Here is a 26,371-nt window from a genome sequence, read left to right on the forward strand (position 1 = left end):
CTCCCGCTTGCGGGAGAGGGGCCGGGGGAGAGGGTCTTCTTCCCGGCAACATGATGCAAACCTGATCTACCCTCTCCCCAGCCCTCTCCCATGAATGGGAGAGGGAGCGAATGGCGCCTAAGGCTTCAACGCTCGCCAGCCAGCCACTCAATGGGGATCTCGTGCTGACCACGCTCGTCGGTGACGAACAGCTCGCCATCACTGATCATCACGCTCCAGTTCAGCGAACGCGGCATGTCCAGCGCCAGGTCGGCCAGAGCCTCCTGGCCGAGAGCGACCACGTTGATGTTCTTCAGGCTGCGCACCGGGTCGAGGCACTTGGTCTGCCATACGCGCAGGTTGCCATAGGCCACCAGGCTGAACTTCTCGGTACGCCGCGAGCACCAGGTGATGCGCTCACTGTCGGGCTGACCCACTTCGATCCAGTGCAGCACGCGATCGTCCAGGCTCTTTTCCCACAGCGCCGGCTCGTCGACGTCCGACAGGCCGCGACCGAACGCCAGTTGCTCGTGGTAGAACAGCGCATAGGCAATCAGCCGCGCGGCCAGGCGCTCTTCGGTCTCGGACGGGTGGCGAGCGACGGTGAAACGCAGGTTTTCGTAAACGCTGCGATCCATGTCGGTGAGGTTCATGTCGATCTTGTAGGTGGTCGATGGCAGGGCCATGGCGGGCTTCTTGACTGGTCGAAAGAGCGCAAGTCTAACGCGAAAGCATGGCCCCCGCCGACCTTCAACAGGTCATACGGCAGATCCTCAGTTGCTCATCGGTGTAGTCGATGATCGCCTGCAGGCTGCTCAGATCGAGGTGCAAACGGCAGTAATGCTCGCCATGCCGCCAGGCCAGCAGCAGTTGGTCGTCAGCCGCATAGTTCTGCTCGAAACGCCCCTCGAAAGCCGGATGCTGGCAACGAAAGCGCATCAGCGCCAGCAAGCGCTGCACCAGTGGCTGCTGCAATGCCTGCTCGGCCTCCTCAAGGCTGTAGTAATGGCGATTGACGTCGCGCGCCTCGCCGGTCTGCTCGAGCAGGTCGAAGTCGTTGCAGCCAGCTAACAGGCCAACGTAGTAAACCTGCGGGATACCGGGCGCGAAGAACTGGATGGCACGCGCGGCAATGTAGGCCTCGTCATTGCGCATCAAGGCCTCGTAGAAGGTGCAGGTGAGCTGATAGATGGCCCCAACGCTATGCACGTTCACTGCCGAGCGACGCATGATGGGGTCGGCGCTGCGTGTCGAGACCTCGTCGATCAGGTACTGGATCTGCGCCTCGGGCAGCATGCCTTCGACATCCGGAATGCAGATGCCGTCATGGGTATCGAGCACGGTGATCTGGTTACGCGGGCACATGCGCAACCAGTTCTTCAGGTAGCGACTGCTGCCACTGAGCAATGCGTGCAATACCAGCGGCGGCAGGGCGAAGCCGTAGGGGCGCATCTGCCGCCGTGAGATGGCGTACTGGTAGCTGATATGGTCATGCACCTCCGGCAGCATCTCGGCCTCGTACTTGGCCCCGGTTTCGCGGAACCACTCGAGGATGCGGTACACGTTCGGCTCCACCAGAAAGCAGCTGGTGCCGATACGCTTGGTGGTGTAGCCGAAGGCATCCAGGCGAAACAGCTTGACCCCGCGCGCCGCGAGAAAGGCCATGTACTGCTCCATCAACTGGTAGGTTTTCGGCGAGTCGTAATTGAGGTCGATCTGTCGCTCGGTGAAGGTGCACCAAACCCGACAGGTCTCACCGTTGGCCAGCCGCACCTCGCGAAACGGCTCCTTTTCCTTGCGGATATGAATCTTGGCCAGGTCGTCGTGAGTGATTTCGCCGAAGCTGTCTACCTGCACGAAAAGATCCGCGTAGGGCGAGTCCTGACCATGTGCAATGAAATCGAGAAACTCCGGCGACTCGTCGGCGATATGGCTGATCACCAGATCGACGCACAGGTCGAAGCGCGCGGAGATGCGCTCGACATCCGCCCAGTCGCCGTAGCGCGGATCCACCTCCATGTGGGTGAGCGGCGAGAAGCCACCATCGGCATTGGACGGATACAGCGGCAGGATATGCACCCCGCCAAGGGCGTCACCCAGATGCCGATCCAACAGCTGGTAAAGCTCCCCCAGGTTACGTCCCAGGCGGTCGGGATAGGTGATCAGTTGAACAGCGTTGCGCAGCGCCATAAGCCCCCCGGCATATTGATGGTCTACTAAGGCCTGCGCCACGACGTCAGAGTCGCGCCAGCACCGCCTGCAACGCCTGCTCTGGTGCCTCACGCCATAGACCGTAGCTCAGCGGCAAGGTCTCCAGGCCGGCGCGCGCCAGCACCAGGTAGCGCTCCAGTTCGAGAAAGCCTTCGCCCTCCCCCGGAAAGCCGATCAGGTCAATGGCCAGGCACTTGTCGCCGCGGCGACAGAATAGATCCAGCACCTGCCCGGCCAGCGGATAGTGACTCCACACGCTGACGCCCTGACTTTCGAGCGCCTGACACAAGTTCTGGCGGGTGTCCTGCACGGCTCCCGCCTGCCAACTGACACCAGGTTTCTGCAGGAATTCCAGATAGCGGCGCAACAGATGCGTAGCGGACAGCTGTCGCTCGTCACCACTGAACAGCAGCACCTGGCGCTCACGGGCGCGAGTGATGGCGACGTTGAACAGATCGGCACGATTCAGGTAGTTCGCCGCCTGGCTCGATTCGCGGTCGATGGCGAAGCTGAGGATCATCAGGTCGCGCTCCTCGCCCTGAAAGCCGTAAGGCGTATCCACCAACAGGCGGAACTCGCGCAATTGCTCCAGCGGCAACGTTGCGCCGATGCGCAAGCGGATACGCTCGACCTGATCGCGAAACGGCGACAGCACGCCGATGCTGGGTTTAAGCGGGCTACTCTGGTACTCGGCCAAATGCGCGGTGATCAGCTCCAGTACCCGCTCCACTTCCGCCTCGTTGGCACCGTTGCGCCCACGCTGGCCCTCGATGCGCAGCAGTTGCAGGCTGTCGCAGGCATCAAGGCCGGGCCGCTCCTTCATCACGCGCAAGCGCTGGTCGTAGAACAGCTCGTTACTGAAGCGAATCAGCGCCGGACGACTACGAAAATGCTCGTCGAGAAAGCCCACCGCCTCCTGGCTGGCCAGTTGCAGGCCGACCAGATCCAGCACGCTGTTGTCGCGGTAGCTCCAGGCTTCGCGCTCTTCGGCCTGCAGGCCGGCGCGCTGCAGCAGTTGCGTCTCGCGCACGCGGGAGAGAAAGGAGATATGTCGCAACTGGCGCGCATCGCCGGTGACCACCGCGCGCTTGCAGCGCTGGAAAGCCGGTAGCGCCGAAGCGATGTCGCACTGCGTCGCCTCATCCATCACCATCACGTCGAACAGTTCCGCACGCAGCGGCAGCAGGCGGTGCAGCTCGTCCAGGGTCACCACCCAGATCGGGAAGGCAGCCAGCAGGCGCGCCGGGTCGATATCCTCGAACAAGGCCAGTTGACGCTGTGAGTTGCGCGCGCGGATGGCCTGGTTGTAACGCACGAACAGCGCGCGATCGCTGACCAGCAGGCGCTTGAGATTCAGGGCGCGATGACTGTTGAGGTGCTCACGACTGAGAAGCTGGCGGCGCTGCTGGCAATCACGCAGTTCATCCAGCAATGCCCAGGGGCGCACACTGCTGCCAATACGCTTGCGCACCCAGGGCACCTGCAACCAGCGCTGCCAGAAGGCCAGGCTGCCACGTTCGGCGCGCAGCAACAGGCGGCTCCAGCGCACAGCCTGCTCGCAGCGCTTGCGAAAATCTGCTGACAGGCGCCGCTCGGCCTGAGTCAGCACGTCCAGCTCGCTGCGCTGGCGCTCTTCGGCCTGTTCCGACACCCATTCGAATTCGCCCTGTAGCAACCGCTCCATACGCTCGCGCAAGGCCTGGCGCAGGCTCTGCCCATCGCCTTCGAGCACACCGTCGCGCAGGCCGAAATCCTCGCGCAACTTGTGCGCGATCACGCGTACCGCCTGGGCGCTGCGGCTGACCAGCAGCACACTTTCACCCTGCAGATAGCGATCCAGCGCCAGCGCCGCCAGGCTGTAGCTCTTGCCGGTACCGGGCGGGCCGGAAATCTGGCTCAGCGGATAGCTTGCGGCATTGGCCAGCGCCTGGCACTGGGCCGAGCTGAGTTGCGCCGGCAAACGCTGCGGTGTACTGGCCGAGCCCGCGGTCTGGACAGAGGGTGTTTCGCCCAACAGTTGCAACAAGGCGGGCGACAGGCGCTCGGTGTCCTGCAGCAGTTGCAGCTCATGGGCGATGCCACGGCTTCCGCTGCCGCGCGGCACCAGCGCGACGAAGGCACCGGCCTGCAGCGACAAACTGCGACGACGCTGGGCCTTGGCCAACGTCTCGACATCTGCCAGGTGCGGGAACCCCGCAGCCTCACTGACCTCGCGCACCCGCATATTGCGCGCCACCCAGGCCAGCAACTGGCCCAGGGAGGCGGCGTCCAGCGTGCCTGTCGGCAGCGGCAGACCATCGAGGTTGGCGTTGCCGCTTTCATCGAACAGACGGCGCAGCAGACGCCAGTTGCCATGCACCTGCTGCGGGTCGATGGCGAGCAAGTAGCTCTGTCCGTCCGCCGTCGGTTGCAGGCTCGCCTCGTAATAGAACAGCGGGCCGCAGATCGTCTGCGAACCACCGCTCTCCAGTTGCAGCCGTCCACAGATCGGCAGCACGCCGTAGACCAGTTGCAGCTCACGTTGATACAGCGCCTGCGCCTCGGCCAGCGCACGCCCCAGCTCGGCCGACAACGGCAAAAGCGGTATGCCGCCGCTGGCCAGTTCCTCACGCCCATCGAGCCAGGCCCAGCGATTGGCGGGCAGCTTGCCGAGGTTGTCCAGATCCAGGTCGCGGCTGTCGGCCAGGTAGCAGCTGCGATAGAAACCGAGGAGCTGGCGGGCGTGAGGGTGATCCATCAGTTACCTGCGTAACGCGCCCAGAGCGCGTCGAATTCACGACCGTAGGCTGCCACCAGTTGCGGATGGTCGATCACCAGCAGGTTTTCCTCGTTGCTGGTGGTGGCGCTGCGCGTCCAGTTGAAGCTGCCGTTGAGCAGCAGGCGACCATCGAACAGGGCGAATTTGTGGTGCATGTGATAAGGCCCGGCGTCGATGCGCAGCGGCACCCCCTTGTCACGCAGCCACTGGATATCGCTGCCGACATCGAACTGTTTTTCGTTGTCGGTGATCACCCGCACGGCGATGCCGCGCTCATGACAGGCCAGCACTTCTTCGCTGAGTTGATCGTCGGAGATGGTGTAGACGCAGATATCCACGCTCTTTCGCGCCTGGCGGCACAGCTCGCGGATCTTGCGCCGGCAGCTCTCACCCGGACTGAAGTGAGCGCTGGCATGCTCCACGCGCGGCGCGCTGCCAACGCTGTCGAGGGTCTTGATCACCTGCTCCAGCCATTTCAGCGCAGGCTCGACGTTCTCCGGCTCACGCATCAGTTCACGGGCCAGGGCGAAGGCACGGTTGCGCATGAAGCGCACCTGATCCTGATTCAACTCGCTGCCCAGCTGGCGCAGTTCGTCACGTTCCTCATTGCTCAGGCGCAGGTCGGCCAGGCTGTCACGCAGTTGCTGGTCGAGGCGATTGAAATCCATTTAAAGTCCCTTTTAACGATATTTACGACGGCTCAGCGCGGCATAGAGAACTCCGCAGAAAGCTCCCGCCAGGTGGTATTCGAAGGAAACGCCGGCACGCGGTAACAGGCCGAAGAACCAGCCGCCGTAGAGGAAGAACACCAGCACGGCCAACAACAGGTCGAGCAGGCTGCGCTCGAACCAGGCGCGCGCCAGCAATAACCCCCAGAAACCGAACAGCCAGCCACTGGCGCCGACGTGCAGGCCGGTGCGGCCGAACAGCCAGACCAGTACACCGCTGCCAACGATGATAAAAGCACTGGAAAAATAGAAATCACGCCGCGAGCGCAGCAGCACCAGGCTACCGAGCACCAGCAGGCCGCTCAGATTGCTGAGCAGATGCGCCCAACTGCCATGCAACCAGGGCGCGAGGAGGATGCCGGGCAACGCCTCGATATGCCGGGGCACCAGGCCCCAGAGATTCAAGGTGCCGCCCAGGGCGCCATTGACCACCTGCACCAGCAACATCGCGCCGCTGATCAATATCAGCGGGCGCAACTCAACCAGCCAGCCTCGCCTCACGGCGCCTCGTCGTCCGCGGCGTCGCTGCGCTGCTCGTGCCCGAGTAGCGCGCCGAGATCGCGCAATTGGGTGGAGATTTCCAGCATGCGGTTGTGGGTACGCAAATCGATGTCGATTTTCTTGTCCATCGCCTTGATCAGCGGCAGGAAGCTGTTCTCCAGGCTATCGGCCAGGCTTTCCAGCAATTTTTGCGTGCCCTGCTGCGGCGGCGCAACCACCTCTACCTGCGGGCGCAGCTTGCCAAGGTTGTCCAATCCAGCCAGCAACTGTTCCCATGGAATGCTCGGCGTCTCGCTGGCCGACTTGCCAGCGCCCAGGCCACGCACGCTCTCGACCAGATCGTTGAGCTGCGCCACCACACGGCCACCAACGTCCGTATCGCTGCCGCCCATGGCCTTGTTGCGCATGAAGTCGCGCTTGATCTGCGCCCAGCGCTCGGCCTGCTCGGGCGTCATGTTGCCACGCAGTTCGGCGAGCTTGAGCAGGTTTTCCTCGGCACCGGTGGTGAGCAGCTGCGACTCGCCCTGATAGTGGTCGGCGATCAGTTGCAGCAACTCGGCATCGTTCATCACCGAACTGATCTTCTCGGCCATCTTGTTCATGTTGCGGTAGCTGCCCTGCAGCTTGAACGGCGGTTCGGTGCGGTAGCTGTCGGCCTGCGCGGCGCTGACGATGTATTGCTGGTTGACCCGGCCGACCACATCGCGAATCTGCATCAGGCGCTGCAGGGTCGAGGTGATCTCGTTGATCTCGGCGGCGCTGTAGGTGTGGCTCAGCTCGTTGGCGGAGAACGGCTTGCCCTCGGCCTTGGCGACGAAGCGGTAGACGTCGGCCATGTCGCGGGTGGCCAGCGGTGCCAGCACCGGGTTGGAGGTCAGGCTGTTCTCGATGTAGGACAGCGCGAAGGCTTCCTGCATGCCGCCCAGGGTGTCGCCCAGGTTGTAGATGTCAGCACGGTTGGCAAGCATGTCGGGGATCTTGAACACGTCGCCGGACTCGGTGTACGGGTTGCCGCTCATCACCACGCAGAACTTCTTGCCGCGCATGTCGTAGGTCTTGGTCTTGCCCTTCCACACACCCTCGATGCGCCGGGTGCCGTCACAGAGCGAGATGAACTTCTGCAGGAACTCGGGGTGGGTGTGCTGAATGTCGTCGACATAGAGCATCACGTTGTTACCCATCTCCAGCGCCAGGTTGAGCTTTTCCAGCTCCTGGCGCGAGGTAGCGTCCGGCGCCTGCGCCGGGTCGATGGAGCGCACTTCATGGCCGAGGGCCGGGCCGTTGATCTTCATGAAGATCAGGCCCAGGCGATGCGCCACGTACTCCATCAGTGTGGTCTTGCCGTAGCCGGGCGGCGAGATGAGCATCAGCAGGCCCATCAGGTCGGTGCGTTTGTTCTCGCCGGCGGTGCCCATCTGCTTGGCCAGGTTGTCGCCGATAAAGCCCAGGTACACGTCGTTGATCAGCTTGTTACGCACGAACGACGACAGTGGCCGCGGCTTGAACTCGCCCAGGCGCAGCGCCGCGCGCTCGCGGTTGATGACCTCCTGGCGCAGCGCCTGGTAACGCTGCAGCTGCGGCACGAAGTCGCCGCGGTGCTGCTGCAGGCGAGCGAAGTAGTCGTCGATGGTAAGCACCAGCGCACCGTCCTGCACACGCGGATGGTCGCCGAGCAGGCCACTGACGGTGAAGCGCAGGTCGACCTCGGTGAAGCGACGCGGGAACTCGTCGTCCAGCAGGCTGATGGCCACGGCTTCGGGAATGTACTCGACCAGCTCGGCCAGCGCTTGGTCCTGCGCACACAGGCCATCGAGCCAAGTCTGCGCCAGCGACCAGCGCTGCACCGGCCGGCCGCGCAGGTTGTCCAGCGCGGCGCGATAGTCGTCCCAGACATGGCTGGCCTGCATGCGCTGCTGCAGGGTATCGAGCAGTTGCCGCGCGTACTTGCTGAAGGTGAACTCGATGGGCTTGGCCGCCAGCTCCTCGACCAGATAGGCCGCAGCCGTCTGGCGCTGCGCGGCCGTCACCGCCAGCGGGTGCTGGGCGAGGAAGCGCTGCATCGCTGCAGCGATCTCTTCCTGCAGGCGCAGCACGCCATCTTCACTGCCGAACATCTGCCGCAGGTGCAGGCTGCTGCGTGCGCGCTCGGGCCACAGCTCGGCCTCGATGTCCGCCCCCCAGCGGTTCCAGAACAGCGCGGCGAAGCCTCGCGCGGCGGGCGCATAGCGCAGCAGCCCGGCACTTTCGCGCAGCGGTAGAAGCTGGATGAGGATCAGCGCGGCGTCGTGGTCGTGGATGCCCTTCTCGTAGGCATCCTTGTAGCGTGGCGCGGCGAAGTCGCGGATCAGCCGGGTCAGGTCATCCGGCTGCGTCAGGTGGGTCTTGAGCAGATCCAGGCTAAGGCCTTCACGCCCGTTCAGCGCAGCGTCCAGCACCAGCCCGGCGAGGTATTCGGCGCGGTACAGCGAGGGCGATTCGGACTCCAGCGACACCTGCCAATAGTCGCGCAGGCCTTCCAGGGTTTCGTCGCGCAATGGCTCGAGGAAATCGGTGCCGGTCAGGTGCAGATACAGCGCATCGCCGCGCGGCATCAGGGTCAGATCCAGCTCCTGGGTGTTGACGCTGAAGCGGTGGCGCGGGCCGAGCTTGATGACGTTGCCGCCCTCTTCGAACAGCTCGCTCTTGTCGCGCAGGGCACGCACCGCCTGGTCGCGGGCGGCCTTCAGGCGCGCCTCGACATCGTCAGCCTTGACGCTGTCCTTGAGCTCGCGCAGACGCTCGGCCATTTCGCGCAGCTTGAGAATCAGCGGGTCGGCGGCGAAGAAAGCGTTGAGCTCATCCATCTGGGTCAGGCGTGCGGTACGCCGGACGAGGCTGTCGAGGATGCGCTGGGCGGCGTCGAGCACACCCTGGGCGCGGCGCTGGCGGTCGTCGAGCAGGCTCTGCTTGTGCGCCTCGAAGGTTTCCAGCAGTTCCTCGCGCTTGCCGAGGATATCGCTGAGGAACTGCTCCTGATCACCGAACTGGCTTTCCAGCTCTTCCAACTGCACCAGCAGGCGCGACAGTTGCTCGTCGCACTTCTCCGGGTCCTGGGCCAGCGCCAGGGCGTTGGTGATGCCCTGACCGAACAGTTTGAACTGGGCGCCGAACTGCGCCACGGTCTCGGCCGAGCCTAGACCCTTGCGCCGCTGCTCGGCGCGCGCCTTGGCCTGGTTGAGGCGGGCGTAGACCTCGGAAATCGATTCGACGATGCGCGTGCGCTGGGTAGCGTCATCGATCTTCAGCGAGGCCATCAGGCTCGACAGCATGTCGAGGTTGCCGGCCATCTCCTGCATTTCGGCCAGCGGCTCATTGAGCTGGGTGACGGTATCGGCCTTCTGCGCCAGGACATCCAGCTCGCCCAGGCGCTGCACATAGGGTTGCAGCGCCGCATCGCTGGCGAGGAAGGCCGAGGTGGCACCGGCCACGCGCTCCTGGGCTTCGAGCAGTTCGGTTTCCATGGCGTCGATACGCGCCACATCGATGTAGCGGTAGTCACGAATGGTCAGCAACTGGCCGCGCTGTGCGGTGATGGCGTTGAGCGCCTCGACGAAGTGTTGCACCTCGTCCCAGCTGTCCACCAGCAGGCTGGAGAGCAAACTCTTCTGCCGCGTCTCGGCCTCGGCCATGGCGCGCGCGGACTGCTGGCGAATGCTCTCGACCTTCTCGAACTCATCCAATACCAGTTCGGACGTGGCGGCTACTTCGCGTAGCAGCGGCGCCAGTTCGGCGCACTGGGCGTCGCCCAGCCAGTGGTAGATATCGAACAGACGACGGGTGTTCTGGCACAGCTGGGTGTAGCGCGCCACCGACACTTCGCGGCTGTCGATCTCGCGGCTCAGATTGAGCAGGTCGGACACACCACGCACCAGCTCGGCGTTGCCGATACGGCCGAAGAAGCCGCTGCGCGCAGGCTGGCGTGCGGCATGGTCCTCGCTCTCGAACGGCGTCTGCCAGATCTGCATCGGGTGGATGCGCGTCGGCTCACTGCCCTCGGCGGAGAAGATCACCATGCGTCCGTCTTCCAGGCGTGCGTAGCCGTGACCGAAGATCGGGTTGTGCAACTGGCGGTTGATCATGTTGTAAGTGAACAGCGCCGCACGACCTTCTTCCGGGTGGTAGAAGATGTACTGCACATCCTCGCCGTTGGGCGAACGCACCGAGCGCTTGAAGCGCATGCCGCCCATGGGCTGTTCGAAGGTCTTGTACTCGCCGCTCTGCAGGTAGTAGCCGCCGGGGAAGATGATGCCGTGGTCTTCCGGCAGCTGCACGCAGGCCAGGCCGATGGCGTCGATACGCTCGACCTGGTTGGTCAGGCTGTTGAACACCAGGTAGCGCCACTGTTCTTCGCGGTACGGCAGGATCTTCAGCAGAATCAGGCTGCCCAGGCGGGCGTATTCGATCTGCGCGTCATCCAGCGACTGGGTCTTGTCGACCACGGCTTCACGGTAGATACCCTGGCCGTCCTGGGTGTTGTTCTCGACCTTGATGGTCAGGTCGCCGCCAACGGTCTCGACGAATACGCTATCGAGGATATTGACGTGCGGATGACGGCCCATGACCACCATCTCGCGGGTGGTCTTCTGCCACTCGAAGTCGAACGGCGCCGGCAGCGCGATATCGCGCTCGCCACGGTTGTCGATATAGCGCACGTCCTTGCCGTCGGTGGAAATCGACCAGCGGAACACGCGGATGTCGGTGATGCGCTCACCGATCTGGAAACTCGCCAGCAGCTTGCCGTCACGGATGGCCAACTGCAGCAGACGGGTGTTCTTGTAGTAGGTGTACAGCTCGTTGAAGTCGGCGACGAAGCTGGCCTGAGCCAGGAAGCTACCCTCCAGCGGCACCGATTCGGCATCGAAGCCATCAGGGGTTTCCACCAGGCGATAGAGGGAGAACACGTCGGCGACGCTGGTTTCCTTCTTCAGTCCCAGGAATACGTTGTAGCCAAACAGCAGGCACTCGCCGACCTGGACGATATCGCGGGCGATGCAGTTGTTCTCGGTGCGGATACGCACCCGCCCGATGGCCTCCATGGCGCTGCTGCCGAACTCCGCCAGGCGCTGGCCGTTGAGCGTTTCGGTCAAGCTGCGCAGGCGCTGGCCCTGCTCCTGCAGGCGCCTGTGCAGCACCTCATAGGCGCCGCCTTCGGCGACGGCCTTGTCCAATACGTCCTGTGTGTGTGCGTCCGACATCGTAGTCATCCTGAATCTGCTGCGTCTAAAACGCCTCTCCGAGGAGGGGCTGGCAGGTTGGGCTGGGCGGCATCCCTGTAGGGTGGCCCGGGCGCTCCGCTTCAGCCTACTATCTATGGCCGACGTGGCGGGCTGAAGCCCACCCTACAAACTGGGAGTGTTGGTAGGGTGAGCAGGCGCAGCCGGCTTGCTATGCGCCGATCTTCTGCTCGACGATGGCGATCTTGTCGCGCAGCGCCGCATCGATCTCTTCTGGGCGCACCTGGGCGATGATCTTGCGCAGCACCCGCACCTCGTTGTCGTCGATCACGCCGTCTCGCTCGGCGATTTCCAGCAGCGCTTTGAGTTCCTGAGCATCCAGGCGACCGTCATTGCTGAAGCACTGGATCGAGCGGAAGGTCATCTCCAGATAATCTCTTGACTCTGACATCACATGTTCCCTGATTGGTCGAAATTAGGTGGTCATGTGGCGGGGCGGCTGACGCCCCTACCACAGTGAGCAATGGTGGGCTGCAGCCCACCCTACAGACAGGGCGCTCAGGCTTGCTCCGGGCCTGCGCTCGGTGCAACCACCGGTGCGGCCGGAGCGGCCTTGCCTGCCAACAGGCGCGACAGCACGTCCTGCACCACAGGGCTCTTGCCGACCACGCCTTCGATGGCCTTGCCCACCGACAGCGACTTGGCGAAGGAGTTGAAGAAGTCGCCCTCGCCGCCGACGATCTCGATCTTCGCCTTGGCCAGCGCGGTGGCCAGCACCTCGGCCTGATCCTTGGCGATTTCCTTGTTGGCAGCGATGGCGGCCATGGCCTCCTCGAAGCTCTTCTCCAGCTGCATGCGGAACTCTTCGTGAGCACGCGCGTTGTCGCTCAGCGCATCCAGCGCGCCGAACTTCTTGCCCAGACCTTCAGCTTCGGCGTTCAGGCGCTCCAGCAGCACCTGCGCTTCGGCCATACCCAGGTCCTGGGTCGCCTTGGCCTTGGCGGTGCCAAGTTGCTCTTCACCGCGCGCCTGGGCACCGAGCTTCTCTTCCAGCACCTTGGCGTCGGCCAGGCCGTCTTTTTCCTTGGCCGCCGCCTGCGCTTCTATAACGCGCGCCTGCGCCAGCCCTTTTTCCTGCTCGCCCTTGGCTTCGGCGATCAGACGCTCGGCCTGCACGCGAGCCTCGGCCAGGCCTTCCTTCTCCTTGGCCGCAGCGGTGACTTCACGCACGCGCGCATCGGCCAGGCCAGGTGCAGCGCGCTCGGCTTCGATACCTTCGGCCAGTTTCTTCTTCGCCTCGGCGCTCTTGGCCGCTGCTTCCAGCTCGGCCTGGGCCAGGTTGTTGATTTCCACCGCCTTGTGCTTGGAACGGGTTTCGTCAGCTTCAGCCTGCTTGACCTGACGCACCAGCTCCTGCTCGGCTTCGGCCTGGGCATTGAGCACGGTGACCTGCTTGAGACGCTCGGCCTCGGAGACTTCACGCACTTCCTTGATACGTTCTTCTTCCTGAGCCACGGTCTTCTCGACTGCGACGCGCTCGCGGATCACGCCAGCGATGTTCTTGCGCTCTTCTTCCAGCGCCTTTTCCTTCTCGATGCGCTGCAGTTCGACTTCGCGCTCGCGGGCGACCACTTCCAGGTCCTTGGCGCGGGTGACTTTCTCCACCTCGATGACCACGGCACGCTGGCGGTTCTGCTGGGCCACTTCCACTTCGCGCTGATGGTTCTCGGCGCGGATGTCCAGCTCCTGCTGGGTCTGGATGCGGGCCTGTTCGGCCTTCAGGCGTTCTTCCTCGCGCACCTTGAGGGTTTCCGCTTCCTCGCGGGCACGGATGGTCTCGATCTCGCGCTTCTGGCGTGCTTCGGCATCGGCCTGCTGGCGTTCCAGCGACAGGGTCGCCTCACGGGTTTCGACGTTCTTCTTCTTGATCGCCAGCTCTTCGTTGCGCTCCAGCTCGTTGGTGATGACGTTCTGCGCAGCGGTCAGCTCGGTGATCTTGCGGATACCTTCGGCGTCGAGGATGTTGCTCGGGTCAAGCGAGTGCTTGGCCGTCTGCTCCAGGTAGTCGATGGCCACGTCTTCGAGCACATAACCGTTGAGGTCATTGCCGATCACCTCGACGATACGATCACGAAACTCCTGACGATTCTCGAACAGCTGGACGAAGTCGAACTGCTTGCCGACAGTCTTCAGTGCTTCGGAGAACTTGGCGTTGAACAGTTCGTTGACCGCTGCGCGGTCGGAGGCACGCTCCACGCCAATGGCCTTGGCCACCTTGAGCACGTCTTCCTGGGTCTCGTTGACACGCAGGTAGAAGGCCACGGTGATATCGGCACGCATGTTGTCGCGGCAGATCAGACCGTCCTTGGCGCGGCGGTCGACTTCCAGGGTAATCAGGGAGATCTTCATGAACTCCTTGAGGTGGATCACCGGGTATACCAGCGAGCCGGTGAAATGCACCTTGGGCGTCGAGCTCATGTCGTTGACGATCAGCGCAGTGCCTTGCGGAACCTTGATGTAGAAGGCCTTGAACAGGGCAATCAGGGCGATGATGAAGAGGACGACCAGCCCTGCCCCGACGATGAAGGGAATGACGTTTTCCATTACAGCTTTACTCCTTTGCTAGTTGTGCAGGCAGGTTCGGCATACCCTGCCTGCCCTCTGTTACGTACGGATGGTCGGCAGAGGCTAGACGCCTCGAAATTCTTCTTCGGTGATGATGCGATAGGCGTGTTCGGCCGCCAGGTATTCGAGCAACACGACGCGGTCGCCGCGCTTGAAGCCCAGCGCCTCGTCGGCACGTACCCGCAGGATCAACCCAGCGCCGCCATCTTCCAGCACCGCTTCACCATGACTGCTGGTGACACGACCACTGCGCACCACGGCCACCTGGCCCAGTACCGACTTGCTGCTGATCGCCTCGACCTTTTGGAACAGCGGCCGCAGCGGCCGACAGATCACCGCACACAGCGGTGCAGCCAGCACGAAGGCGCCAGCGATGACCACCAGCCCCAGCGGGTAACGCAGAATGCCCAATGGCAGGTGACGCAGCAGCCACAGCTCGATGAAGTAGCAGGCGAACCAGGCGAAGAAGAACAGCAGGGTCAGCACCAGGGTGACCGGCACGCCATCGAGCTTGAGCTTGTACAGCAGGCCGGCGAGGCCTTCGGTCTGACCGCTGCCTTCCATCACCGAATCGGCTTCGACATCGAGCAAATCGACCTCGAGCAGGCCGGCGGCAACGACCAGCCAGTAGATGACCGCCACGCACAGCAGAAAGCTGTAGATGGCGGTGGGAAACGACAGCGCAGTTTGCAGGAAGAGTTCCATTTATTCCTTTCCCTGACGTAGGGAAACGGGGCGCGAACGCCCCGCATCATTCAAGCCTTGGACTTGTCCTTGAGCCTGGCCAGCACGCTGTCGGCACTGGCGTTGTCGGCCTTGATGCCGGCCGCGCGCAGCTTCACTTCCAGCGAATCGTCCGGCGCGCTGGTGGCAGCCAGCTCGGCCGATGCCTCCATCTTCGCTGCACGCTCGGCCTGCTTCTGCTTGATCCGCTCAAGCGACTCGACCGCCGTCTGCAGCTTGGCCTGTGAGCCGCCGTAACGCTGGGCCACAGCCATTTGCGCCTTCTGCACGCTTTCGGTGGCCTTCACCGTATCCACCTGCTGCTTGAGGCGCTTGATATTGCCCTCGGCCTGGGTCACGGCCTTGCGCAGTTGCGCCACGCTGGCGGCGAAACCTTCGGCCTGCTCGCGTTCGCTGGCCTGCTCGACTTCCAGGTTGGCGATCTTTTCGGCGACTTCCTTGGCCAGGGTTTCGTTGCCCGCGTCCAGCGCCTTCAGCGCGTACTGCTCGTACTCGGCAATGCTCGCCGCGCTCTTGTTCACCTTGTCGCTGGCCAGTTTCTGCTTGGCCATGATCTCGGCCAGCGCTTCCTTGGACTTGCGCAGCTCGACATCGGCGTCGCGGATTTCCTGATCGAGGATGCGCAGGGCCTGACTATCGACCACTGCCTCACCCACTTCATTGGCGCCGCCACGCAGCGCCGTCAGCATTTTGCTCCAGACATTCATCGTCTTCTCTCCTCTCAGGCGCTGGTCTTGAGGAAGCCTTCATAGGCTTCGGTGGCCTTGATCACGTTGTCCGCCAACAGCTCAATCTCGAACACCACGTCGGACAGGGTCGAGGACGAACTCAGCGCACCGAACATGGTGTAGCAATCGCGCCCGTCGCCCATTTTTTCCAGGCCGATGGACGACAGCGGGAACAGCTTGTGGGTACGCAGTACCTCTTCGTTGAAGGCCGCCGCATCCTTGACGTCCGCTGCCGGCCAGAGCAGCGCCTCGACGATGATCTGCTCACCGAACACGGCGATGAACAGCGGCAGGTCGCCGTACTCACGCATGGTGATGTGCAGGCTGGCGTCAGCGCCTTGAATCAGCTCGATGCCAGCCTGACCACTTTGGAACAGTTCCGTTGCCGCCAGCGCTTCATGCAGCGCCTGGGCGGTCCAAACTTGAGGCATGCTCATACCCTCCTCCTTCTCCATCGAAGCCAGCAGCGACTGTGGCTGGCGCAGTTTGCGCTCGAACGCGACCAACAATGGCGCATGCTCGGGCAAGATCCAGACTTCCTTCTTGACCAACCCCTGCTCACGCAGACGCTGACGATAAAGACGCTGGTAATGGGCTGATGATTTGTTGTCCATGAATCGCAGCCTAGACCCTTACATGTGAACCGTAAAGTAATCACATGTGATAAATGTGATGCCGTTCGTCAGATCAGCGCGCAGGAGTCATCCTCGGCACAAAACGCCGAAGAATGCACAGGAATGGGCAAGAAGAGAGGCAGGCACTCAGGCTCATCCATGATTCGAGCAAAACGCTTCCATTCGCGAAGTGTCGGATTAAACATCAGGCGCTTTCGTTGCGCACGGAAAAAAGCGCCAACCGGGTCGCAGTTAAGATCCCTACTCAGCCAACCCAGGAGACAGGCGTGCCATGAATGAACTCCCACCGGCCGTACGCCAACTGCTGCATGCCAATCAACGCCAGGCAGCCATCGACCTGCTGAGCGAATATCTGGCAAACGACCAGAAGGAAGCCGAACGCCGTATCGATCAGTACCTGGAGGACGATCCACCCGTGCACCTGCGCGGCGCTGGCGTCGTTCGCGCCAGCCGCCTCAACGCCCTGATCTGGCTGATCCTGATCATCCTGATGGCGCTTCTGGCCCTGATCTTCGCCCTTTGAGCCGCTCACAAACGAAACCGGCGCCACAAGGGCGCCGGTTTCGTCGAAGCAGAAACCTCAGAGCGGCTTGCCGCGATTACCATGAGCCGCGACGAACTGCTGCACGGTCTTCAGATCATTGGCCAACACCGTGCAACGCTCTTCGCGCTGGAACAGATCGGTCAGGTGCGCAGGTAGCGTCGGCACGGCATCGATGCCCGCCTTTTCCACCGCCTCGGGGAACTTGACCGGATGCGCGGTACCCAGCACCACCATGGGCATGGCCAGGCTGCGGCGACATTCACGCGCAGCACGCACACCGATGGCGGTATGCGGGTCGAGCAATTCGCCGCACTCCTGGTACACCTCGGTGATGGTCTCGCAGGTCTGCTCGTCGTTCACTGCCAGCGAATCGAACAACTTGCGCGCCTCGACCCAGCGATCTTCGTCAACACTGAAACCGCCGCCCTGCTTGAAGCTGTCCATCAGACTGGCGATGGCAGCACCATTGCGACCATGCAGGTCGAACAGCAGACGTTCGAAGTTGGACGAGACCATGATGTCCATCGACGGCGACAGGGTCGGGTGCAGAGTGTCCTTGACGTACTGATTGCCACTCATGAAGCGGTGCAGGATGTCGTTGCGGTTGGTGGCGACGATCAACTGGCTGACCGGCAGGCCCATGTTGCGCGCCAGGTAGCCAGCGAAGATGTCGCCGAAGTTGCCAGTCGGCACCGAGAAGGCGATGGAACGCGCCGGCGCACCGAGCTGCAGGGCCGCATGGAAGTAGTAGACGATCTGGGCCATGATCCGCGCCCAGTTGATCGAGTTGACCGCTACCAGACGTGTGCCCTTGAGGAAGCCCTGGTCGGCGAAGCTGGCCTTGACCATCTCCTGGCAGTCGTCGAAGTTACCTTCGATGGCAATGTTGTGGATGTTGTCGCCGAGGATGGTGGTCATCTGCCGGCGCTGCACCTCGGACACGCGGTTATGCGGGTGCATGATGAAGATGTCGACGTTGTCGCAGGCCTTGCAGCCCTCGATTGCTGCCGAGCCGGTGTCGCCGGAAGTGGCGCCCATGATCACCACGCGCTCGCCGCGCTTGGCCAGTACGTGATCGAGTAGGCGACCGAGCAGCTGCAGGGCGAAATCCTTGAACGCCAGGGTCGGGCCGTGGAACAGCTCCAGCACCCATTCGTTGCCGTTGAGCTGACGCAGCGGAGCGACAGCATTGTGCTCGAACACTCCGTAGGTTTCTTCGAGGATCTTCTTGAAGTCGGCATCGGCGATGGAACCGGCAACGAACGGGCGCATCACCCGGAAGGCCAGCTCGTGATAGGGCAGGCCCGCCCAGGAGGCGATTTCCTCGACGGTGAAGCGCGGCAGATTCTCCGGCACGTAGAGGCCGCCATCGCTGGCCAGACCAGCCAGCAGCACGTCTTCGAAATTCAGGGCCGGCGCCTGGCCGCGGGTACTGATATAGCGCATGGGATAAACCTTCGTTCTACAGCACCCGCAGACCAGAAGCCTGCGGGTGGACACGGGATTAGTTGAGCTGTTCGACGCGCAGACGCACGACCGGCGAGGTCACGCCATCCAGCGCTTCCATGGCGGCGATGGCCTCGATGATACGCGCCTCGACCACACGGTGGGTCACGAGGATCATCGGTACCAGACCGTCCTGCTCCTCGACTTCCTTCTGCATGATCGACTCGATGTTGATGCCGCGCTCGGAGAGGATGCTCGCCACCTGCGCCAGCACACCCGGATGATCCTTGGCCTGGATGCGCAGGTAGTAGGCGCTCTCGCACTCCTCGATGGGCAGGATCGGGTGATCGGACAGCGAATCCGGCTGGAAGGCCAGGTGCGGCACACGGTTGGTCGGATCGGTGGTCAGCGCACGCACCACGTCCACCAGGTCGGCCACTACCGCCGAGGCGGTCGGCTCCATGCCGGCCCCGGCACCGTAATAGAGGGTGCTGCCAACCGCATCGCCGTTGACCATCACCGCGTTCATCACGCCGTTGACGTTGGCGATCAGGCGGTCGGCCGGAATCAGCGTCGGGTGCACGCGCAGCTCGATGCCTGCATCGGTGCGGCGAGCGACACCCAGGTGCTTGATGCGATAGCCCAACGCCTCGGCATAGTTCACGTCGACCGTGGTCAGCTTGGTGATGCCCTCGGTGTAGGCCTTGTCGAATTGCAGCGGGATGCCGAAGGCGATGGACGCCAGAATGGTCAGCTTGTGCGCGGCATCGATACCTTCTACGTCGAAGGTCGGGTCGGCCTCGGCATAACCCAGCGCCTGCGCTTCCTTGAGCACGTCTTCGAAGGCACGCCCCTTCTCGCGCATCTCGGTGAGGATGAAGTTGCCGGTGCCGTTGATGATGCCGGCCAGCCAGTTGATGCGGTTGGCCGACAGGCCTTCGCGAATCGCCTTGATCACCGGGATGCCGCCGGCCACAGCCGCTTCGAAAGCGACGATCACGCCCTTCTCGCGCGCCTTGGCGAAGATCTCGTTACCATGCACAGCGATCAGCGCCTTGTTGGCAGTGACCACATGCTTGCCGTTGTCGATGGCCTTGAGCACCAGTTCCTTGGCCAGGGTGTAGCCGCCGATCAGCTCGATGACGATGTCGATCTCGGGATTGTTGACCAGCTCGAACACGTCGCTGGTCATGGCAATGCCGGTGGTGTCGTACTGCGGCTTGGGCGAACGAATGGCGATCTGGGCAATCTCGATGCCGCGACCGGCGCGCCGAGTAATCTCCTCGGCATTGCGCTTGAGTACATTCAACGTACCGCCACCAACGGTGCCCAACCCACAGATGCCCACTTTGACCGGCTTCACACTCAATTCCCCATCAGCACTGCACGAAACGGCCGGAGCATGCCCCGGCCGCAGATAAAGAGCCGCACCTTACGAAGCGGCTGTTTGTTAGTCAATCCGCGCTCAGTCGTTTGACTCCAAGGCTATTTTGGCCAACTGCGGCGCCGGCTGGTAGCCCGGAATCATCTTGCCATTGGCCAGAACGATGGCCGGCGTGCCATTGACCCCGATCATCTGACCGAGCTGGTACTGCTTGGCCACCGGGTTGTCGCAGGAAGCATCGGCTACGCTCTGGCGAGTCTTGGCGCGATTCATCGCGTCCTGCTGATCCTTGGCGCACCAGACGCTGACCAGTTCCTTGGCCGCCGGGCTGTTCAGGCCCTGACGCGGGAAGGCGACATAACGAACTTCGACACCCAGACGATTGAGCTCCGGCACTTCGCTATGCAGTTTCTGGCAATAGCCACAGTCAGTATCGGTGAACACGGTGATATGGGTCTTCGGCGCCTTCGGCGCGAACACCACCATTTCCTTGGCCGGAATGGCGTTGATCTGCTTGGCCACGGCGCGGCTTTCTTCGATCTCGGTCAGGTTCACGGCCTTGCCGTCCTTGACCTGAAACAGATAGCCCTGAATCAGGAACTGGCCATCAGCGCTGGTGTAAAGCTGACGACCGCCTTCCAGCTGAACCTGATAGACACCGGGCATCGGGCTCTCGGCAATGGCCTCGATCGGCAAGCTACCGTCGAGCGACTTCAGCGTCTGACGAATGACCTGATCGGGATCAGCCGCCAGAGTGACACTGCTGCCCAGTGCGAGCGCCAGGGCAATGGAAATACGGGTCAGGGACATGAACACTCCTGTCGAACGACGGACCGGTGAAATCGCTACAGCCTACCACAGATGGCGTCCCAGACAGCCGACCAGCTAGCAGACGGCACATCAGCTGATCGACAACACTCAACCGCACCTCGACCGAAACACACCCTGGACCAGCGCTTATGCCAATGACCCGTAGCGCATATAGCAAAATCTTCCATCCATTTATCTTGCGCGCTAATGTTTTGCGAAATATAGTTCGCTCCATGGAAACGGTTAGCGCACAAAAGATTAGCAAGCCAATCCATCATTACCCCACCGACAAGGATCAATGCCATGACTATCGAAAACGTTCTCTACCGCGCAACCGCTGAAGCCTTTGGTGGCCGTGAAGGCCGCGCTGTCTCCTCCGACGGCATCCTCGACATCGCCCTGTCCACCCCGAAAGAACTGGGTGGCGCCGGCGGTAACGGCACCAACCCGGAGCAGCTGTTCGCCGCCGGTTATTCCGCCTGCTTCCTCGGCGCCCTGAAATTCGTCGCCGCCCGCGACAAGCTGAGCATCCCGGCTGACACCTTCATCGAAGGCACCGTCGGCATCGGCGCCATCCCCACCGGCTTCGGCATCGAGGTGGAACTGCGCATCAGCCTGCCCGGCCTGACCCCGGAAGCCGCACAAACCCTGGTGGATCGCGCGCACATCGTTTGCCCGTACTCCAACGCCACCCGCGGCAACATCGACGTCACTTTGACCATCGTCTGACAGATAGCAGCCAGCGCTCGCGGCCACAGCCCGAGCGCGGCTCCAAGAGGAGAACCACCATGAAAACCCGCACCCTGTTCGCCACCGCCCTGACTGCCCTCGCGCTCAGTGCGTCGCTCACCACCCTCGCCCACAGCGCCGAGGCCACGCCCTACCGCTACGGCCAGAACCTGGATGTCGCCAAGGTGATTTCCATCGACGTGCCCAACAGCTCGCAGTGCGAAGTGGTCACGGCAACGATGACCTACCGCAACAGCGCGGGTGACGTGGAAGTTCTCGATTACAAACAGCTTTCCAGTGCCTGCGCTAACCAGAGCTGAACGTCAAGAACAACTCGGTGCCCGAGTCGAAGCAATTGAAAAGACCAAACCCCGCGCCGGCAACGGCGGCGGGGTTTGTTTTTTCACACGTCAACCGCGCGGGTGGTGCTGCGCGTGCAGCTCCTGCAGGCGTGCACGTGCAATGTGGGTGTAGATCTGCGTGGTGGACAGGTCACTATGCCCCAGCAGCATCTGCACCACTCGCAGATCGGCGCCGTGATTGAGCAGATGCGTGGCGAAGGCGTGGCGCAGTGTGTGTGGCGACAACGCCTTGCTGATGCCTGCGACCTGAGCCTGATGCTTGATGCGATGCCAGAAGGTCTGCCGAGTCATCTGCTCGCCACGCAGGCTGGGAAACAGCACATCGCTGGGTTTGCCGCCCAGCAACAGCGGGCGTGCTTCGCGTATATAGCGCTCGATCCAGGCGATGGCCTCTTCACCCAGTGGCACCAGGCGCTCCTTGCTGCCCTTACCGAATACCCGCAGTACACCTTGACGCAGATTGACCTGCTCCAGCGTCAGTCCAACCAGCTCACTGACACGCAAACCGCAGGCGTAGAGCACCTCGAGCATGGCGCGATCACGCAGACCAATAGGGTCATCCAGGTCAGGCGCCTGCAGCAGCGCCTCGACATCCGCTTCGGACAATGACTTGGGCAGCGGCCGGCCGATCTGCGGCAACTCGATCTGCAGCGTCGGATCTTCACTGATCAGCGTTTCGCGCAGCAAAAAGCGGTAGAAGCCTCGCAGACCAGAGAGAAAACGTGCAGTGGAACGCGCCTGATAGCCCTGCTCCAGACGCCAGGCCAGATGATCGAGAATGGCCTCGCGACCGACATGCTGCAGTGCCAGACCGCGCCCATCGAGCCAGGCATTGAAGTGCTCCAGATCACTGCGATAGGCAGCCTGAGTGTGGGCCGAGAGGCCCTTTTCCAACCACAACGCCTCAAGGAAGCGCTCGATTAGAGGGTGAGTCAGCACAGGCATAGATTGACCTTCAATTACACGGCAGGCAAGTGTTCCACAGCCTACACCCGACGCACCAGCAAGCCAGCCTGACTAGCTAACGAAGCCCGGCAAGACCGGCACCGGCTTCTGCTGATCATCGACGGCGACGAAGCTGAAACTGCCGCTGATCGCCCGCTCGCGCCCTTCCTGATACAGCCCCTCGACGAACACCTCGACCTCCACCTTGAGGCTGGTGTTGCCCACCTTGATCACCCGCCCGACCAATTCGACGATGGAGCCGGCCGGTATCGCATGCTTGAAATCGATGCGATCACTGGACACCGTCACCAGCGGCAAACGACAGAAACGCGTAGCAGCGATGAACGACACTTCGTCCATCCAGGCCAGCGCGGTGCCGCCGAAGAGGGTGTTGTGATGATTGGTGGTCGGCGGAAACACCGCCTTGGTCACGCGGGTTTCCGACAGCGCGATGCGCCGCTGAATCTCTTGCTCTCTTGGGGTCATGCCATTGCCACTGATGATTTACTGGAGGCCAGAAACGACAAAAGCAGCCCTTAGGCTGCTTTTGTCAGAGAAGCGTCCGAACTTAGGACAGCTTTTCCTTGATGCGCGCGGCTTTGCCGGACAGGTCGCGCAGGTAGTACAGCTTGGCTTTGCGCACGTCACCGCGACGCTTGACGCTCAGGCTGTCGACCAGCGGGCTGTAGGTCTGGAAGGTACGCTCAACACCGACACCGCTGGAGATCTTGCGCACGGTGAAGGCGCTGTTCAGGCCGCGGTTACGCTTGGCGATAACAACGCCTTCGAAGGCCTGCAGACGCTGACGGTCGCCTTCCTTCACTTTCACTTGCACGACTACGGTGTCGCCCGGTGCGAAAGTAGGGATTTCTTTGTTCATCTGCTCGGCTTCGAGCATCTGGATAATCTTGTTGGTCATGCTGCGCTCCTAAGACAAGCCTCCCGGCCCATCATCGATACGTTAACTATCGTCCCGCTGGCGGATGTATTCCTCCAGCAGCTTCTTCTCTTCTCCAGAAAGCGAGCGGCTATCCAGAAGATCAGCGCGGCGTTCCCAGGTCCGACCAAGGGACTGCTGCAAACGCCAGCGCCGGATGTGTTCGTGGTTGCCACTAAGCAACACTTCGGGAACACGTTTATCCGCATACACCTCCGGGCGGGTGTAGTGCGGGCAGTCGAGCAGGCCATCCGTAAAGGAGTCCTCCTCGGCCGAATCGGCATGACCCAATGCACCAGGCAAAAGGCGCGTCACCGCATCGATCAGCACCATGGCCGGCAGCTCACCGCCGGACAGGACGTAGTCACCAATCGACCATTCCTCATCGACATGCGTTTCGATGAAACGCTCGTCGATGCCTTCATAACGACCAGCAATCAGGATCAATGCATCCTCCTGTGCCAGCTCGCGGACCGCCGCCTGATTCAGGCTGCGCCCCTGCGGCGAGAGGTAGATCACCTTCGCCGTCTCTCCCGCGGCTTGCTTGGCACTGGCCAAGGCATCCTCGAGAGGCTTGATCTTCATCACCATCCCCGGACCACCGCCGAAGGGGCGGTCATCCACCGTGTGGTGACGATCGGTCGTGTAGTCTCGCGGGTTCCAGCAATTGAGCTTGAGCAGCTCCTGCTTGACCGCACGACTGGTGATGCCGTACTCGCCGATGGCGGCAAACATTTCCGGAAACAGGGTGATGACTTCTACGCGCATGAGCCTTAGAAATCCGCATCCCAGTCGACCCGCATCTCGCCAGCTGCCAGGTCGATCGAAAGCACGCACTGCCCGGTGTAGGGCAACAGACGCTCGCGATCATCCAGACTGCCCGGGCAGGGCTTGACCACCATCACATCGTTGGCACCGGTTTCGAACAAGTGGTCGACCACACCGAGCAGTTGCTCTGCCTGATCAATGACCTTCAAGCCCTGTAACTGGTACCAATAGAACTCGCCATCTTCCAGCTCCGGCAGCTCGCTACGCGGCACGCAAATCTCAAAACCGGCGTAAGTACGCGCGATTTCTCGATCATCCAGACCTTTCAACTTGGCTACCAGCACCTTGCCCTGAAGGCGGCCGCTGGCCAGTTCCACTTTCTTTACCTCACCGTCACGCTTGAGCGTCCAGTTGCGGTAATCGAGCACGTTATCGATGGGATCGGTAAAGGAGTACACCTTCACTTCACCCTTGACGCCGTGCACCGAAACAATCTTGCCGAGAACGATCAGATCCTCGGCGACGGCCGGCGTCGTACTCATAAAGATGCTTAGGCAGCAGCCTTGGCAGCTTCCTTGAGCAGCTGAGCAACACGCTCAGACGGCTGAGCGCCCTGGCCCAGCCAGTAGGTCGCACGCTCTTGGTCGACGGACAGACGCACTTCGCCACCAGCAGCGATCGGGTTGAAGAAACCGATACGCTCAACGAAACGACCATCGCGCGCATTGCGGCTGTTGGTCACGGTCAGGTGGTAGAAGGGGCGCTTTTTGGAGCCGCCACGAGCAAGACGGATGGTTACCATGTGAACATCGTTCCTATAGTCGGTGCTAACTTGAGGCACACATTAAAAATGGGCCTAGGCCCGAAAGGCCGCATATTTTAAGGATTATGCGGCGGTTTGCAAATCTCTTTTTCCGGACGGCCATCGGCCGGGGTACAGGCCTCAGAATTTCGGCATTCCGCCGGCACCTGGAAGCATGCCACCCATACCGCGCATCATCTTGGCCATACCGCCCTTGGCGGTGAATTTCTTCATCATCTTCTGCATCTGCTTGTGCTGCTTGATCAAGCGACCAATGTCCTGCACCTGGGTACCGGAGCCCATAGCGATGCGACGCTTGCGCGAGCCACTGATGATGTCCGGATCGCGGCGCTCGGCCGGCGTCATCGAGTTGATGATCGCCTCCATCTGCTTGAACTGCTTCTCGGCTGCGCCCTGGGCGCTGCCCATCTGCGACAGGTTGACGCCACCGATGGACGGCAGCTTGTCCATCAGGCCGCCGAGGCCGCCCATGTTCTTCATCTGCTGCAGCTGATCACGGAAGTCTTCGAGATCGAAGCCCTTGCCCTTCTTCAGCTTCTTGGTGAGCTTCTCGGCCTTCTCGCGATCAAGGGTCTGCTCGGCCTGCTCGATCAGGCTGAGCACATCACCCATGCCGAGAATGCGCGAAGCGATACGGTCCGGATGGAAGGGCTCGAGCGCGTCGCTCTTCTCACCCATACCGATGAACTTGATCGGCTTGCCGGTGATGTGGCGCACGGACAAGGCAGCGCCACCACGCGCATCACCGTCGACCTTGGTCAGCACTACACCGGTCAGCGGCAACGCCTCGCCGAACGCCTTGGCCGTGTTGGCGGCATCCTGGCCGGTCATGGCGTCGACCACGAACAGCGTTTCGACCGGTTTGACGGCTGCGTGCAGCGCCTGGATCTCGGCCATCATCTCGGCATCCACGGCCAGGCGACCGGCGGTATCGAGGATGACCACATCGATGAACTTCAGCTTGGCTTCGCGAATCGCTGCGTTGGCGATATCCACCGGCTTCTGGCTGGCATCGGAGGGGAAGAACGTCACCCCGAGATCGCCCGCCAGGGTTTCCAGCTGCTTGATCGCCGCCGGGCGATAGACGTCAGCCGACACCAGCAGTACCGACTTCTTCTTGCGCTCCTTGAGGAACTTGGCCAGCTTGCCGGCGGTGGTGGTCTTGCCCGCACCCTGCAGGCCGGCCATCAGTACCACGGCAGGCGGAGCTGCATTGAGCGACAGGTCTTCGTTGGCCGCGCCCATCAGCTCTTCGAGCTCGGCGCGGACGATCTTCACGAAAGCCTGGCCCGGCGTCAGGCTCTTGGAGACTTCGGTGCCGACGGCGCGATCCTTGACCTTGCCGACGAAGTCCTTGACCACCGGCAGAGCCACGTCGGCCTCGAGCAGGGCCATGCGCACTTCGCGCAGCGTATCCTTGATGTTGTCTTCGGTCAGCTTGGCCTTGCCCGTGACATTACGCAGCGTCTGGGACAGGCGATCGGTAAGATTTTCGAACATG

24 protein-coding genes are annotated in these 26,371 nt (G+C 62.2%); 3 read left to right on the plus strand and 21 right to left on the minus strand.

Annotated elements, in window-relative coordinates; all coding sequences use genetic code 11:
• Window positions 1-125 precede the first annotated feature (125 nt).
• The 11 genes from JWV26_RS03990 to bacA all read right to left on the minus strand — a co-directional run bounded on the left by JWV26_RS03990 (window position 126) and on the right by bacA (window position 16,101).
• A complete protein-coding gene (locus tag JWV26_RS03990) occupies window positions 126-665 on the minus strand; it encodes a YaeQ family protein (protein WP_206418456.1) in 540 nt (179 codons plus the stop codon).
• Window positions 666-729: 64 nt separating this feature from the next.
• Window positions 730-2,169 carry a sucrose phosphorylase gene (gtfA, locus tag JWV26_RS03995; RefSeq protein WP_206418457.1) on the minus strand — a complete coding sequence of 480 codons (1,440 nt, stop codon included), beginning with the start codon at window positions 2,167-2,169 and terminating at the stop codon, window positions 730-732.
• Window positions 2,170-2,215: 46 nt separating this feature from the next.
• Window positions 2,216-4,927, minus strand: coding sequence for a DEAD/DEAH box helicase (locus tag JWV26_RS04000; RefSeq protein ID WP_241201273.1), 2,712 nt, complete (start codon window positions 4,925-4,927; stop codon window positions 2,216-2,218).
• Complete coding sequence (locus JWV26_RS04005; RefSeq protein WP_072425877.1) at window positions 4,927-5,616, minus strand: phospholipase D-like domain-containing protein; 690 nt, start codon at window positions 5,614-5,616, stop codon at window positions 4,927-4,929. Before JWV26_RS04005 ends, JWV26_RS04000 begins: the two co-directional genes overlap by 1 nt.
• Window positions 5,617-5,628: 12 nt before the next feature.
• Window positions 5,629-6,177 (minus strand): rhomboid family intramembrane serine protease, encoded by a 549-nt coding sequence (locus JWV26_RS04010; RefSeq protein ID WP_072425878.1) that lies wholly within the window; start codon window positions 6,175-6,177, stop codon window positions 5,629-5,631.
• Window positions 6,174-11,411: a DNA repair ATPase gene (locus JWV26_RS04015; RefSeq protein WP_206418458.1), complete on the minus strand. Its 5,238-nt coding sequence runs from the start codon at window positions 11,409-11,411 to the stop codon at window positions 6,174-6,176. Before JWV26_RS04015 ends, JWV26_RS04010 begins: the two co-directional genes overlap by 4 nt.
• 190 nt (window positions 11,412-11,601) lie before the next feature.
• Entirely contained in the window at window positions 11,602-11,841 is a 240-nt protein-coding gene (locus tag JWV26_RS04020) for a hypothetical protein (RefSeq protein ID WP_072425880.1), read from the minus strand.
• A gap of 107 nt (window positions 11,842-11,948) precedes the next feature.
• Window positions 11,949-13,994 carry a flotillin family protein gene (locus JWV26_RS04025; protein WP_079783007.1) on the minus strand — a complete coding sequence of 682 codons (2,046 nt, stop codon included), beginning with the start codon at window positions 13,992-13,994 and terminating at the stop codon, window positions 11,949-11,951.
• A gap of 84 nt (window positions 13,995-14,078) precedes the next feature.
• Complete coding sequence (locus JWV26_RS04030; RefSeq protein ID WP_079783006.1) at window positions 14,079-14,720, minus strand: OB-fold-containig protein; 642 nt, start codon at window positions 14,718-14,720, stop codon at window positions 14,079-14,081.
• Between the two features lie 50 nt (window positions 14,721-14,770).
• Window positions 14,771-15,466 carry a PspA/IM30 family protein gene (locus JWV26_RS04035; RefSeq protein ID WP_072425883.1) on the minus strand — a complete coding sequence of 232 codons (696 nt, stop codon included), beginning with the start codon at window positions 15,464-15,466 and terminating at the stop codon, window positions 14,771-14,773.
• A 14-nt stretch (window positions 15,467-15,480) separates the two neighbouring features.
• The gene (bacA, locus tag JWV26_RS04040; RefSeq protein ID WP_017675125.1) at window positions 15,481-16,101 is read right to left on the minus strand and encodes a biofilm formation regulator BacA; all 621 of its coding nucleotides are present in this window, start codon (window positions 16,099-16,101) and stop codon (window positions 15,481-15,483) included.
• Window positions 16,102-16,393: 292 nt separating this feature from the next.
• Between bacA and JWV26_RS04045 the strand changes: the two genes are divergently transcribed.
• Window positions 16,394-16,645, plus strand: coding sequence for a hypothetical protein (locus JWV26_RS04045; RefSeq protein ID WP_064495350.1), 252 nt, complete (start codon window positions 16,394-16,396; stop codon window positions 16,643-16,645).
• A gap of 57 nt (window positions 16,646-16,702) precedes the next feature.
• On the opposite strand, the gene thrC is transcribed toward JWV26_RS04045, so the two are convergent.
• From thrC to JWV26_RS04060, 3 genes are all read right to left on the minus strand, one after another.
• Window positions 16,703-18,112: a threonine synthase gene (gene thrC / locus JWV26_RS04050; protein WP_206418459.1), complete on the minus strand. Its 1,410-nt coding sequence runs from the start codon at window positions 18,110-18,112 to the stop codon at window positions 16,703-16,705.
• A gap of 58 nt (window positions 18,113-18,170) precedes the next feature.
• Window positions 18,171-19,475: a homoserine dehydrogenase gene (locus tag JWV26_RS04055; protein WP_017675128.1), complete on the minus strand. Its 1,305-nt coding sequence runs from the start codon at window positions 19,473-19,475 to the stop codon at window positions 18,171-18,173.
• 102 nt (window positions 19,476-19,577) lie between these two features.
• Complete coding sequence (locus tag JWV26_RS04060) at window positions 19,578-20,306, minus strand: thioredoxin fold domain-containing protein (protein ID WP_079783004.1); 729 nt, start codon at window positions 20,304-20,306, stop codon at window positions 19,578-19,580.
• A gap of 303 nt (window positions 20,307-20,609) precedes the next feature.
• Here JWV26_RS04060 and JWV26_RS04065 point away from each other — a divergent pair, with 303 nt between their 5' ends.
• Window positions 20,610-21,035: an organic hydroperoxide resistance protein gene (locus JWV26_RS04065; RefSeq protein WP_017675130.1), complete on the plus strand. Its 426-nt coding sequence runs from the start codon at window positions 20,610-20,612 to the stop codon at window positions 21,033-21,035.
• A 59-nt stretch (window positions 21,036-21,094) separates the two neighbouring features.
• A complete protein-coding gene (locus tag JWV26_RS04070) occupies window positions 21,095-21,355 on the plus strand; it encodes a DUF2790 domain-containing protein (RefSeq protein WP_074918011.1) in 261 nt (86 codons plus the stop codon).
• A 90-nt stretch (window positions 21,356-21,445) separates the two neighbouring features.
• Here the strand turns inward: JWV26_RS04070 and xerD are convergent, their stop codons facing one another.
• The 7 genes from xerD to ffh all read right to left on the minus strand — a co-directional run bounded on the left by xerD (window position 21,446) and on the right by ffh (window position 26,370).
• Window positions 21,446-22,342 (minus strand): site-specific tyrosine recombinase XerD, encoded by an 897-nt coding sequence (gene xerD, locus JWV26_RS04075; protein ID WP_206418460.1) that lies wholly within the window; start codon window positions 22,340-22,342, stop codon window positions 21,446-21,448.
• 72 nt (window positions 22,343-22,414) lie between these two features.
• A complete protein-coding gene (locus JWV26_RS04080; RefSeq protein ID WP_003462700.1) occupies window positions 22,415-22,828 on the minus strand; it encodes an acyl-CoA thioesterase in 414 nt (137 codons plus the stop codon).
• 82 nt (window positions 22,829-22,910) lie between these two features.
• Complete coding sequence (rplS, locus tag JWV26_RS04085) at window positions 22,911-23,261, minus strand: 50S ribosomal protein L19 (RefSeq protein ID WP_003246155.1); 351 nt, start codon at window positions 23,259-23,261, stop codon at window positions 22,911-22,913.
• 42 nt (window positions 23,262-23,303) lie between these two features.
• Window positions 23,304-24,047: a tRNA (guanosine(37)-N1)-methyltransferase TrmD gene (gene trmD, locus JWV26_RS04090; protein ID WP_021488829.1), complete on the minus strand. Its 744-nt coding sequence runs from the start codon at window positions 24,045-24,047 to the stop codon at window positions 23,304-23,306.
• Window positions 24,048-24,052: 5 nt separating this feature from the next.
• Window positions 24,053-24,589, minus strand: a complete 537-nt coding sequence (rimM, locus tag JWV26_RS04095) for a ribosome maturation factor RimM (protein ID WP_206418461.1) — start codon at window positions 24,587-24,589, stop codon at window positions 24,053-24,055.
• A gap of 8 nt (window positions 24,590-24,597) precedes the next feature.
• Window positions 24,598-24,849 (minus strand): 30S ribosomal protein S16, encoded by a 252-nt coding sequence (gene rpsP, locus JWV26_RS04100; RefSeq protein ID WP_003246162.1) that lies wholly within the window; start codon window positions 24,847-24,849, stop codon window positions 24,598-24,600.
• A 141-nt stretch (window positions 24,850-24,990) separates the two neighbouring features.
• Entirely contained in the window at window positions 24,991-26,370 is a 1,380-nt protein-coding gene (gene ffh, locus JWV26_RS04105) for a signal recognition particle protein (RefSeq protein ID WP_017675134.1), read from the minus strand.
• Window position 26,371: the final 1 nt, after the last annotated feature.

The sequence above is a fragment of the Ectopseudomonas toyotomiensis genome, from assembly GCF_017167985.1.
GTDB lineage: Bacteria > Pseudomonadota > Gammaproteobacteria > Pseudomonadales > Pseudomonadaceae > Aquipseudomonas > Aquipseudomonas toyotomiensis.

Coding starts and splice junctions, on each gene's coding strand:
- rplS (WP_003246155.1), bottom strand. CDS start 23,261: ATGACCAACAAGATTATCCAGATGCTCGAAGCCGAGCAGATGAACAAA.
- JWV26_RS04065 (WP_017675130.1), top strand. CDS start 20,610: ATGACTATCGAAAACGTTCTCTACCGCGCAACCGCTGAAGCCTTTGGT.
- rpsP (WP_003246162.1), bottom strand. CDS start 24,849: ATGGTAACCATCCGTCTTGCTCGTGGCGGCTCCAAAAAGCGCCCCTTC.
- gtfA (WP_206418457.1), bottom strand. CDS start 2,169: ATGGCGCTGCGCAACGCTGTTCAACTGATCACCTATCCCGACCGCCTG.
- JWV26_RS04035 (WP_072425883.1), bottom strand. CDS start 15,466: ATGAATGTCTGGAGCAAAATGCTGACGGCGCTGCGTGGCGGCGCCAAT.
- JWV26_RS04015 (WP_206418458.1), bottom strand. CDS start 11,411: ATGTCGGACGCACACACACAGGACGTATTGGACAAGGCCGTCGCCGAA.
- JWV26_RS04070 (WP_074918011.1), top strand. CDS start 21,095: ATGAAAACCCGCACCCTGTTCGCCACCGCCCTGACTGCCCTCGCGCTC.
- rimM (WP_206418461.1), bottom strand. CDS start 24,589: ATGAGTACGACGCCGGCCGTCGCCGAGGATCTGATCGTTCTCGGCAAG.
- JWV26_RS04080 (WP_003462700.1), bottom strand. CDS start 22,828: ATGACCCCAAGAGAGCAAGAGATTCAGCGGCGCATCGCGCTGTCGGAA.
- JWV26_RS04000 (WP_241201273.1), bottom strand. CDS start 4,927: ATGGATCACCCTCACGCCCGCCAGCTCCTCGGTTTCTATCGCAGCTGC.
- thrC (WP_206418459.1), bottom strand. CDS start 18,112: ATGCGCTATATCAGTACCCGCGGCCAGGCGCCGGCCCTGAATTTCGAA.
- trmD (WP_021488829.1), bottom strand. CDS start 24,047: ATGCGCGTAGAAGTCATCACCCTGTTTCCGGAAATGTTTGCCGCCATC.
- JWV26_RS04020 (WP_072425880.1), bottom strand. CDS start 11,841: ATGTCAGAGTCAAGAGATTATCTGGAGATGACCTTCCGCTCGATCCAG.
- bacA (WP_017675125.1), bottom strand. CDS start 16,101: ATGGACAACAAATCATCAGCCCATTACCAGCGTCTTTATCGTCAGCGT.
- xerD (WP_206418460.1), bottom strand. CDS start 22,342: ATGCCTGTGCTGACTCACCCTCTAATCGAGCGCTTCCTTGAGGCGTTG.
- JWV26_RS04045 (WP_064495350.1), top strand. CDS start 16,394: ATGAATGAACTCCCACCGGCCGTACGCCAACTGCTGCATGCCAATCAA.
- JWV26_RS03990 (WP_206418456.1), bottom strand. CDS start 665: ATGGCCCTGCCATCGACCACCTACAAGATCGACATGAACCTCACCGAC.
- JWV26_RS04005 (WP_072425877.1), bottom strand. CDS start 5,616: ATGGATTTCAATCGCCTCGACCAGCAACTGCGTGACAGCCTGGCCGAC.
- JWV26_RS04030 (WP_079783006.1), bottom strand. CDS start 14,720: ATGGAACTCTTCCTGCAAACTGCGCTGTCGTTTCCCACCGCCATCTAC.
- ffh (WP_017675134.1), bottom strand. CDS start 26,370: ATGTTCGAAAATCTTACCGATCGCCTGTCCCAGACGCTGCGTAATGTC.
- JWV26_RS04025 (WP_079783007.1), bottom strand. CDS start 13,994: ATGGAAAACGTCATTCCCTTCATCGTCGGGGCAGGGCTGGTCGTCCTC.
- JWV26_RS04060 (WP_079783004.1), bottom strand. CDS start 20,306: ATGTCCCTGACCCGTATTTCCATTGCCCTGGCGCTCGCACTGGGCAGC.